The 10764-nt window shown below is 28.3% G+C and carries 10 protein-coding genes, 1 rRNA gene and 1 other annotated feature; of the genes, 6 read left to right on the top strand and 5 right to left on the bottom strand.

What is annotated here, in order from left to right:
- Nucleotides 1-197 (top strand): 16S ribosomal RNA (locus KPL44_RS18860); the annotation flags it as partial.
- Nucleotides 198-499: 302 nt separating this feature from the next.
- Complete coding sequence (locus tag KPL44_RS18855) at nucleotides 500-655, top strand: hypothetical protein (protein WP_216108582.1); 156 nt, start codon at nucleotides 500-502, stop codon at nucleotides 653-655.
- A 73-nt stretch (nucleotides 656-728) separates the two neighbouring features.
- On the opposite strand, the gene KPL44_RS18850 is transcribed toward KPL44_RS18855, so the two are convergent.
- Nucleotides 729-1241: a tryptophan transporter gene (locus tag KPL44_RS18850; RefSeq protein WP_216253269.1), complete on the bottom strand. Its 513-nt coding sequence runs from the start codon at nucleotides 1239-1241 to the stop codon at nucleotides 729-731.
- A gap of 132 nt (nucleotides 1242-1373) precedes the next feature.
- Nucleotides 1374-1619 (bottom strand) — a binding site (T-box leader).
- Between the two features lie 143 nt (nucleotides 1620-1762).
- On the opposite strand from KPL44_RS18850, the gene KPL44_RS18845 reads away from it, so the two are divergent.
- On the top strand, nucleotides 1763-2455 hold the full coding sequence (locus KPL44_RS18845; RefSeq protein WP_216253267.1) for a DUF554 domain-containing protein: 693 nt from the start codon (nucleotides 1763-1765) through the stop codon (nucleotides 2453-2455).
- Between the two features lie 59 nt (nucleotides 2456-2514).
- Here the strand turns inward: KPL44_RS18845 and uvsE are convergent, their stop codons facing one another.
- The 4 genes from uvsE to KPL44_RS18825 all read right to left on the bottom strand — a co-directional run bounded on the left by uvsE (nucleotide 2515) and on the right by KPL44_RS18825 (nucleotide 6746).
- Nucleotides 2515-3474 (bottom strand): UV DNA damage repair endonuclease UvsE, encoded by a 960-nt coding sequence (gene uvsE / locus KPL44_RS18840; RefSeq protein ID WP_216253264.1) that lies wholly within the window; start codon nucleotides 3472-3474, stop codon nucleotides 2515-2517.
- Nucleotides 3475-3940: 466 nt separating this feature from the next.
- Nucleotides 3941-5266 (bottom strand): sensor histidine kinase, encoded by a 1326-nt coding sequence (locus KPL44_RS18835; RefSeq protein WP_216253262.1) that lies wholly within the window; start codon nucleotides 5264-5266, stop codon nucleotides 3941-3943.
- Nucleotides 5267-5411: 145 nt separating this feature from the next.
- A complete protein-coding gene (locus KPL44_RS18830; protein WP_216253260.1) occupies nucleotides 5412-6095 on the bottom strand; it encodes a response regulator transcription factor in 684 nt (227 codons plus the stop codon).
- A gap of 189 nt (nucleotides 6096-6284) precedes the next feature.
- Entirely contained in the window at nucleotides 6285-6746 is a 462-nt protein-coding gene (locus KPL44_RS18825) for a DUF4342 domain-containing protein (RefSeq protein ID WP_216253258.1), read from the bottom strand.
- 279 nt (nucleotides 6747-7025) lie between these two features.
- On the opposite strand from KPL44_RS18825, the gene KPL44_RS18820 reads away from it, so the two are divergent.
- From KPL44_RS18820 to KPL44_RS18810, 3 genes are all read left to right on the top strand, one after another.
- A complete protein-coding gene (locus KPL44_RS18820; protein ID WP_216253256.1) occupies nucleotides 7026-8471 on the top strand; it encodes a DEAD/DEAH box helicase in 1446 nt (481 codons plus the stop codon).
- Between the two features lie 468 nt (nucleotides 8472-8939).
- Nucleotides 8940-9266, top strand: a complete 327-nt coding sequence (locus tag KPL44_RS18815; RefSeq protein ID WP_216253254.1) for a hypothetical protein — start codon at nucleotides 8940-8942, stop codon at nucleotides 9264-9266.
- Nucleotides 9267-9512: 246 nt separating this feature from the next.
- Entirely contained in the window at nucleotides 9513-10715 is a 1203-nt protein-coding gene (locus KPL44_RS18810) for a MerR family transcriptional regulator (RefSeq protein ID WP_216253252.1), read from the top strand.
- Nucleotides 10716-10764: the final 49 nt, after the last annotated feature.

The following is a 10764-nucleotide window of genomic DNA, read 5'->3' as shown; positions in this document are numbered from 1 at the left end:
AGTAATCGCGAATCAGCATGTCGCGGTGAATACGTTCCCGGGCCTTGTACACACCGCCCGTCACACCATGAGAGTTGGTAACACCCGAAGTCCGTGAGGTAACCGTAAGGATCCAGCGGCCGAAGGTGGGATCGATGATTGGGGTGAAGTCGTAACAAGGTAGCCGTAGGAGAACCTGCGGCTGGATCACCTCCTTTCTAGGGAGTAGATGTATCGACTTCGGTCGATGCAATAGAAGAATATTAATTTATTTTTCAAAAATATCTATTGTAATTACTCGTTCCTATTTTTCTGTTTAATTTTGAGAGACTAATAATAAAATGTAATGAGCAATTATAAACACTTTTAGTGATTATAATTGCTCATTTTTTTTGAGTAAAATTATAATTATTTTTTTAAAATGATTTGAGTATATATATTTTTTTAGTTTTTGCAAATACTATAGGCAAGAGATACAATGAATATTTTGTATCCAAAATAGGTAAGAGGAGATGTTATTTTGGAGAATGATAGTAATAAAAAGGTAAGTAAAGAAAAACAATATGTAGAAAAGAAAAATGGAGATACGAAAACTTTTATAAGTGAAGTTCAGGAATTTGACAAACCAGAAGATTATGATGATGCATTTAAGGAGTATTATCCTGAGCAAAGCTAGATTAGTTAATTAAAGAATCAAGCTCTATCATGGAGCTTGATTCTTTAACCTTTTTATAGCATATTTTTAAAAGTTAAAAATTTATAAATTTACTTTTTAATGCTGGGTTTGTTGCAATAAGTTTATGAATAGAAAATCCGACAAAACAATTAAATACAGACGTAGGAAGTACTATTGATACAAAGAGTGCTAAAAAGGGTGCAGGTAAACCAAATAGAAAGAGAGCTGAGCTTAAAAAAATACTACCACTTACTATAGTACCAAGAAAATAAATACTTGATAATTTAAGTGAAGAATTAGATTTTAGTCTTTTATATATAAAATATACAATTATTGAAGTTATTGTTTTATCTATAATGCTAGGAAGTTGCCCGCCTGGAAAAGTTGTGGTTAAAGCGCATAAAACACCGGCAACTATCCCTGTTATTAACGCAATTTTAAAATCTTTTGTAATTGTTATGGATAAAATCATAAATACCAATAATAAATCTGGTTTCATTCCTAAAAATATACCTGGTGTAATTTGATGCAATATAAGACCTATTGCCAGTAATAGAGAGGTTATTATTATTTTATTTGTTTTCATAAAAAGCATCCCCTTTTCAAAATAATTAAGATTTATTTGTTTTGATATTATTTCAGAAGCTAGTATCTTTCAGCACATCAAATTGATCACCACCTTTATATTAATTATTAAAATAAAAAAACCCCCGCCCTATATTAGGGCGAAGGATATTCGCTATACCACCTAAATTATGCTGAAAATAAGCATATTTTATATTTCGAGTACTAAAATACTCTAGCCCTTTTAACAGTGGGCATCCGGTAACTACTACACTCAAAATTCGAGTTCGGGTTACTTCTAGCAGGTCCATTCACTAAAGTTATCAATACTGAGATTACACTATCCTCAGCTCTCTGAAATTGCATTACTTTAATTACTCTTCCTGTTCAGTGAATTTATAATATAATTAATAACTTTACTTTGACAAGTCATTAAATTTTATAAGATTATAAAAATTATAACATTTAAATTAGTAATTGTAAATATATTTTTTAAAGTTTATAATAACTGTAAATGTAGTAAAAATAAGGAGGTGAATAGTTATGTTAGGTACAATTATAAATTCATTATCAATAATAATTGGCGGATTTATAGGTTCATCATTTAAAAATAAAATTTCTGATACATACACTGAAACAATTATGAAAGGTCTAGGGTTATGTGTAATACTTATTGGATTAAAAGGTGCATTACAGGTAAACAACATATTATTATTAATTATTAGTCTTACGGTAGGAACTCTTATTGGTGAAATAATAAGAATTGAGAAAGGTATTGAAAACATTGGAGCTTTACTAGAAAGTAAAGTATCAAGTCAAAGTGGAATAGCAAATGGTTTTGTAACAGCAAGTTTGGTATTTTGCGTAGGGGCGATGTCTATAATGGGCTCACTTGAGAGTGGTCTTTCTAAAAATTATAGTATACTTTATGCTAAATCTTTATTAGATGGTATATTTGCAATTATTTTTTCATCAACATTAGGTGTTGGAGTATGTTTTTCTGCGATTTCAGTATTTATATATCAGGGTATTATAACCTTAACAGCTTCTCTTATGAAACAATTTTTAATAACATCTGTTGTAAATGAAATGTCTGCTGTTGGGGGATTATTAATTGTAGCAATCGGTGCAAATATGCTTGATATTAAAAGAATAAAAGTTGGTAACATGCTTCCAGCAATATTTATTCCTCTTTTATATTATATATTTAAATGCATTATAAGCAATTTTACATAAAAAAGAAGAGTTTAGCAATGAAAATATTGCCAAACTCTTCCTTTTGTAGAATTATTTTATTAGAATTCTATGGTAGTTTTATCAAGCCATGTCCATTCTGGTTTAAATACTTTTACATCTTCTAGAAGTTTGAAGAAAGCCACATCGGCTAGTTTTGCTTCTATTAGTACATCAAAATCTATTCCTAAAGGGATACATTTCTCAATAAACTCAATAAATGATGCTGCATCAAGGTTATCAGCGTGTTTTTTATCCTTTTCTCCAGTTTTTGGACTAGAAAAATGTACCTTAGGTGGTAAAGGTTGACCTTCCCAAGTGGCGAATATATCTTTTAACATAGGTTCTAGGTCGTCACCGCCATTGTTACAGTTATGATGATGTACATCTAGTACCATAGGTGCCTTTATTTCTTGGCAGATATTTAATACTTCTTTTGTAGTAAAGCTTTTATCATCATTTTCAAATATTAGCATATCTGTTATTTCTTTTGGTAAGTTATTAAAATTCTTAAAGAATCTTTCTGTAGCAGCAAGTTTTCCGCCTTCCTTACCCCCAATATGTAATACCATTTTTCCTAAAGGATAATTAATATCTTTAAAAAGATTTGCATGAAACTGTAAACTTTTTATAGTGTTTTTTATTACTTCTTCTTTAGAACTGTTTATAACATTAGATTCATCTGGATGAGTATCTACTCTTAAATTGTTATTATTAATATAATTTCCGAGCCATTCAAAATCCATTTTTAAAATTCTTCTAAACTCCCAATTAGTAACTTCTGGATGTATTGCTAAAGGTATTAAAGCGGAAGTTATTCTATAAAAGTGGACATCATTTTTTACAGTGTATTCCAGAATTTTATGCAAATCATTAACGTTTGAAACTGCTACCTTTTGTAGCTTTTCAAGCTTATCCCTATCAGTTGATTGTTTTGTATATGTAGAAAAAGTTACAGTGCTTGCCGAAGTTATTTTAGCTGATTTTAATGCTGTAGCCACATATCCTAATCTTATTTGCATAATATCACTCCTCATATAATATAGTTATACCGTTGAATAAAAATTAAAATATTTCTAATAACTAATATTCATTAATATATTTAAATTGTAGTACTATCATATCAAAATCTATTCTATAAATTAAAATATACTTTAATTTGTATAAGCTTATGGCTATCATATTATCTATAATAAAGTTAATTTACAAATATTGTATGTTAAATATTGAGTAAAGGTCAGAAAACTTACTGGCGAGATAGTTTCCTATTAATCTCCATAATGTAAAAACAAATACAATATTTTAAATGATTCTTAAGAATACTTTATTAAATAAATATAATATCTAAATAGATTTAAGAACGAACCCAAATTTAATCATATCACATAACTATAGTGTATGTAAAACAATATACACATAATTGAATAAATATTTGCATAGTGGGTGATGTTTATGGAATAAAAGTTAAAAAATATTAAAGTATGAATATTATTCCTTTTTCATCGGAAGACCGATAGTTACTTTTGTGCCCATTTCAAGTTTGCTTTCTACTAGAATTGATCCATTATGTTTGCCTATGATCCATTTTGAAATAGATAGACCAAGGCCTGTTCCACCACTTTCTTTTGCTCTTGATTTATCACACCTATAAAATCTAGTAAAAATATGAGGAAGGTCGTCTTTCGCGATACCAATGCCTGTATCTATAATTTCAATTGTTAAATTACTCATTTTAATATAACTATTTAATTTAATAGTTCCACCAATTGGAGTATACTTAATACTATTATCAATGAAAATTCGTAATGCTTGTTTTAATAAATCTTTATCTGCATAAACAGATAAATTTTCATTAATTTCGCTTGAAATTTCATGACTTACGTCAATTAGTTTAGTCTCCTTTATGATTTCAGTTATTAATTCGTTTATACAAAAATCCTCCTTATAAACCTTTTGTGTTTTCTTATCACTTCTTGCAAGGAAAAGAAGCTTTTCTACTAGTTGCTGCATATTGTAAGCCTCACTTTTAATAGCTGTAATTGATTCGTCGAGTACTGCTTTGTCATCTTTTCCCCAACGGTATAACATATTAGCATAACCTTGTATAACTGCAATAGGTGTTCTAAGTTCGTGAGATGCATCTGATACGAATTGATTTTGCATTTCATAGGAATTTTGAATTCGATTAAGCATCTCATTAAAAGTTTCTGCTAGTTGTTTTAATTCATCATGAGAAGTGCTAACATTTAACCTTTTTTCCAAAGCATTAACTGAAATAGCTCTTGTTGCTTTCGTCATATTTTTTATAGGTAAAAGCATTTTTTTACTAGCTCTAGAACCAAAACCTAATGTAATAATTAAAGAAATTACATTTACAATAAAAATAATTGCTGCAAAAATAGTTGAATATTCATTTTCTTTATTTAAAACTTTAGAAGTTTGAAGGAAAAAGATTTTATTATTAAGTTCAAGTTTAGTGGTAACGAAAATAAGTTGTTGGTTGAGATTATTGATTACTGGGGCAGCTTTGGTATCCTTATGGAAAGATATATCCTTTTTATCGTTTTGACTGGAATAAACAAGAGTTTCATTCTCATCAAATACACTTAAGGTAACATATTTTATATTACCAAAAGCATTATAATTAAAACTTTTAAGACCTTTATCTAATTTTGCATAATTAATAGCTACTGTACTATATTTAGTAAGGTCGCTTTGTGCTTCATTAATTAAAAAAAACCTAAATCCAACAACTAAACTAACACTTAATATAAACAGTGTAATAGAAAAAATGAGAGTATACACTGCTGTCATTTTAAAACTAATTGAAAACCGTAGTCTCTTATTAATCGTGTATGCTAATTTTTTTAATAATTTTGGTGTAAAGTTTAATATTATTACGAAAATTCTTAAGAGTAATCTGAAGCATTTTATTATAAATTTAAAGATAAATCGTAAATTATTCATCTTTTAAAAGATATCCCACCCCTCGCACTGTATAAATAAATTTCTTGCTAAATCTATCATCTATTTTACTTCTTAAATATCTAATGTACACATCTACTACATTAGTATCACCCATATACTCATATCCCCATACAACATCTATAATTTTGTTTCTTGTAAGTACAATATTTTTATTATCTACTAGTAATTTAAGCAAATCAAATTCTGTCTTAGTTAGACCTATAGAGTTGTTATTAAAACTGACCATATGTTGGTCTAAGTCTATGATTAATTCCCCAACAGATAATATATTTGAACTTTTATTTATTTGTGTGTTCTTTTTTAATGCTGTTCTTATTCTTGCAAGTAATTCTTCAATTGCAAAAGGTTTAGTCATATAATCATTTGCCCCTATGTCAAGACCAGTAACTTTGTCCATTATCTCATCTTTCGCAGTAAGCATTATGATGGGGATATCTGATACTTGCCTTAGTCTTCTTAACACTTCTAGACCGTTTAAAGAAGGCAACATAATATCAAGAAGTATTAGATCAAAGGCTTCATTTATAGCCTTATCTAAACCTTCACGCCCATCATGGCTTTGTGAAACTATATAACCTTCATACCTTAGCTCTAACTCAAGAAATCGTGCTATTTTTATCTCATCTTCAATTATTAAAATCTTTTGTCCATTCATATATACCTATACCTCCAAAACATATTATATTAATCTACATTATAATTTTCTTATCAAATTATTAATTTTATAATAATAGTATTATTATATATTATTTTGAATATAATTGCAGATAATCAGACTTATGCAATAAAACTTATTACTTAAAAAAAACAACCTACATTAGTAAAATGTAGGTACTTATAAGTTTTATTCAGTTTTCAGTTCCTCGTTAATTTTCGTAGTTACCTTATTAACAACAAGAGACACTTTATCAAAAATTTTGTTTACCTCGCAATCCTCATTATTTTTTTTTACAATTCTTATTTTGTGATTAGTTATAATAGCAAGTACTAATCCTACAATTACTAATGGGGCAGCGACTATTGCTAGAATAACGGCTAGAGTAATGCAAACATTTAAAACCACATTATCATTTTTTTTAATTACTAACTTTGTTTCGTTGCCCTTTTTAATAAGAATTTTTATCTTTTTAAAAAATGCACTGTCAGTACAAGGTTTTTCATCAGGCCTAATTTTATTTTGTTTTTCAAGGTATATTAAGGATTCAATGAGATTACCCTCGTTTTGCTCCAAGGCATTTTTAGCATCCTCATAACTTACATTTGCTCTTTTTCTTAATTCATCAATTTGTTCTAAATTTATTGACATATTTATTCCTCCCTTTTTAATTTAGTAGATAACAATTTTATGTCACTGTAGCTGTTTATTTGTTTTCTATGTCTTTATTATAAGACCTGAGAATTAAAGCATTATTAGTAGAAGATTAGAATTGCATTAGAATATATCAATGTTAAATAAACAAATTACAGTGTTTTTGAAATTATAATATGAATTGTAGTCCTAATCATGGTATAATATAGACTTATGAGCTAAAAATTCATTTAAGGTATACTTAAAATTATATATAAAACAAGAGAGGAAGTTAAAATGAGTAACATGAAATTTGAGGAATTTAAAATCAGTGAAGAAATATTAAAAGCAATTAAGAATTTAGAATATAAAAAACCTTCAGATGTACAAGCAGCTGTAATACCTATAGCCCTTGAAGGAAGAGATATTATAGTGAAATCACAAACTGGTAGTGGAAAAACAGCTGCATTCGCTATACCACTTTGCGAAAGTGCTGATGTAGGGGAAACTGAGCCACAAGCTTTAGTATTAACACCTACTAGAGAACTAGCACTTCAGGTAAGTCAAGACATAACAAACATAGGAAGATATAAAAAGATTAGGGCAATAGCTGTTTTCGGTAAGCAACCAATAGAAACGCAAAAGAAGCAACTTAAGCAAAGAGTACATGTAGTAGTAGGTACACCAGGAAGAACTCTAGACCATATTGAAAGAGGTACTATTAATTTGGAAAAGATAAAATACCTAATATTAGATGAAGCAGATGAAATGCTTAGCATGGGCTTTATAGAACAAGTGGAAGAAGTTATTAAAGCTGTCCCTAAAAACAGAGTTACTATGTTATTTTCAGCAACAATACCGGAGTCTATTGAAGCAATTTGTAAGCAATATATGGTTAACCCTGTTAAAGTAGAAATAAATCCTGAAAAGTTAACGGTTGAGAAAATCGATCAAGTATGTTATGAGGTAGATGAGGATAAAAAGTTCAGCTTACTTAAGAGATTACTTTATATTGAGAATCCAGATTCTTGTATTGTATTTTGCAGAACAAAAGAAAATGTTGACGAAATTACTGTTCAAATGAAGAACCGTCATTATTCATGTATTAAGATACATGGAGGTATGATTCAAAATGATAGATTAGATGCTATGGAGAGATTTAGAAAAGGTGAATTTAGATTCTTGGTGGCTACAGATGTTGCCGCAAGAGGAATAGATGTTGAAAACATAACACATATTATAAATTATGATTTACCACTTGAAAGAGGTAATTACGTACATAGAATAGGTAGAACTGGGCGTGCTGGAAAAAAAGGAAAAGCTATAACTTTTGTTACCCATAATGAAAATAGATTCTTGCAAGCTATAGAACAGTATATTGGTATGGATATACCAAAAGGATCAATACCAACAAAGGAAGATTCAGAGCCATTTAGGATAGCATTTTATGAAAAACATGATGCTAAACCTATTATTAAAAAGACTAAATTATCAAATTTTAATAGTGATATAATGAAAATGTATATCAGCGCAGGAAAAAAGAAAAAAATAAGGACTCTGGATATTGTAGGTACTATTTGCAATATAGAAGGAGTTAGTTCTGATGACATAGGTATTATAGATATTCAAGATAGTTTTTCACATGTAGATATTATGAATGGAAAAGGTGACTTGGTGTTAAAGGCACTTAAAAATGGTACAATAAAAGGAAAAACTATTAGGGTCGAGAAGGCTAATAAATAGTACTTAATGTGTAATCCAAAATATAAATGAGATAGATAAATTAATTATCTATCTCATTTTTATTTTGATAAAATTTAAATAAATAATAAGTATTTGAATATCATAGCGTATTAATATGTGCTATCAGAACTATATATAATACTACATTTATGAATATTTTTTAATAATTTGTAAAGTATATATTTGATTAGAATTATTTTACAAAAACATATTTATATAAGGAAATATCTTTTCTTATTTTTTAGATTTTAAATGACAACATACGTTCTAATTTGAAAGAATAAACATAGAGTTATAATATTATTTATAAATATAATTCAAATTTTCTTTGATATGTGTTAAAATGTTAAAGTTGTGGAAAAGATTTGTTAAAGGGTGATTTTTTTAAATAAACAACTAGGATTTATAGAATATATTAATTGTAATATAGATGATAAATAATATTACCTGTTAAAAAGGAGAGCTATAATGAAAACATTTCAAGATTTAGTGAAAGAGACTTTAGATGTCCAAGATTTAGAAGAATTAGAATCGGCAGCAGATTTATTTCAGTTTGGTATTGAAAAAGGATATTATAATAAACGCCAAGCTGATCAATTTAACGTTACCTATTGGAAAATGAAAAATCAGTGCTTGGCTTATGAAGTTGCCAAAGAAATAAAAGGTAATAAATTAGATATAATTACTATGGTTACTAGTGCTCCAACAGAAATAAAAGATAATATGCGAGAACTTACTAATTATGTAAATGGGCGAGTTAAAGCTTTGAAGGGCAAAATGAACGGTATTAGATAGTAGTGATATTTTACAAATAAGAATGTTAATAATAGAGGTATATATTGTTATAATTAAGTAATTATAATAGTATATACCTTTGTTTATATAATTATAAATTTTAAAACAAGAAGTTGATTTTATAAAAGTTCTTTAAATGTTCAAAAAAACTATTGCATATGACGTAACGTAATGTGTTAATATAATTATAGAGCCATTAATCAAGTATTGTTATTGATCAAATGTCCATAATTAGGAGTGATCATATTGGAAAAGAATGAACCCGATTTTTTTACAATTGGTGTATTTGCAGAAAAAGCCGGTGTTACCTTAAGAACACTTAGGTATTACGACAAAATCGCTTTAATGAAACCAAGTTCATATAGTGAAGCGGGGCACAGATTATATAGTAATCAGGATTTTGCAAGACTTCAACAAATTTTGACTTTGAAGTTTATTGGATTTTCTCTAGATGATATCAAGCAAATAGCGCAAAGTGATGTGACGGATAAAAACTTTGTGAAATCTTTGGAAATACAAAAAAAGATTATGAAGCAAAGAGTTCAGCATACTCTAATGGTAATTAAGGCAATTGATGAAGCAATTGAAATGGAGAATAAAGCAGATGTAAGTTGGGATAAGTTTACCAACATTATAAATGTTATAAATTCGGATAAAAAATTACTTGAGCAGTATGAAAATGCCTCAAATCTAAGGGCTAGAATGAACATCCATGAGAGATTTAGTGTAAACAAATATGGATGGATGAAATGGTATTTTGAAAAACTAAATTTACCTAATAAGTCCACAATTCTTGAACTTGGATGTGGCGATGCCACTTTATGGAAAAAAAATAAAGATAACCTTCCTAAAGGACTCGATATAACATTGAGCGATTTTTCTAAAGGAATGTTAAATGATGCTAAAATAAACTTAGGCAAAGAGTCTGAAAATTTCAAGTTTCAAATTATAGATGCAGAGGATATACCCTGTGGCGATCGTAGTTTTGACGTTGTAATTGCAAACCATATGCTTTATCATGTGGAGAATATAGGTAAAGCATTGTCTGAAATATACAGAGTATTAAAACCTGGGGGATGTTTTTATTTCTCAACAGTTGGAGAAAATCATATGATTGAAATTAGAGATATAATGATTAAATTTAAATCAGAAACGATGGATATTAGAAGTTCTGATGTTACTTCAAGGTTTAAACTCGAAAATGGCGTTGAAAAACTAGAAAAATTGTTTGATAATATAGAAATGAAAAGATATAAGGATAATTTAATTGTAACAGAAGCTACACCTATTATTGATTATATTTTTTCAATGCCTGGTAATGTAAAGCAAAGTTTTAACAAGGAAAGACTTTATGAACTTACTAAATATTTAGAAGAGAGAATTGCTACAGAAGGTGGAATTTATATAACTAAGGATACTGGCTTTTTTAAGGGTCAGAGGGGTTTGTAATTTCAAAATTTATAAAAACTAAGCTTTTTTCTTTTGCTTCTTAATTGTA

Origin of the sequence: Clostridium sp. DSM 17811, assembly GCF_018861905.1 — a bacterium.
Taxonomy (GTDB): domain Bacteria; phylum Bacillota; class Clostridia; order Clostridiales; family Clostridiaceae; genus Clostridium_AD; species Clostridium_AD frigoriphilum.
This window is presented reverse-complemented; position numbering and strand designations above follow the sequence as displayed.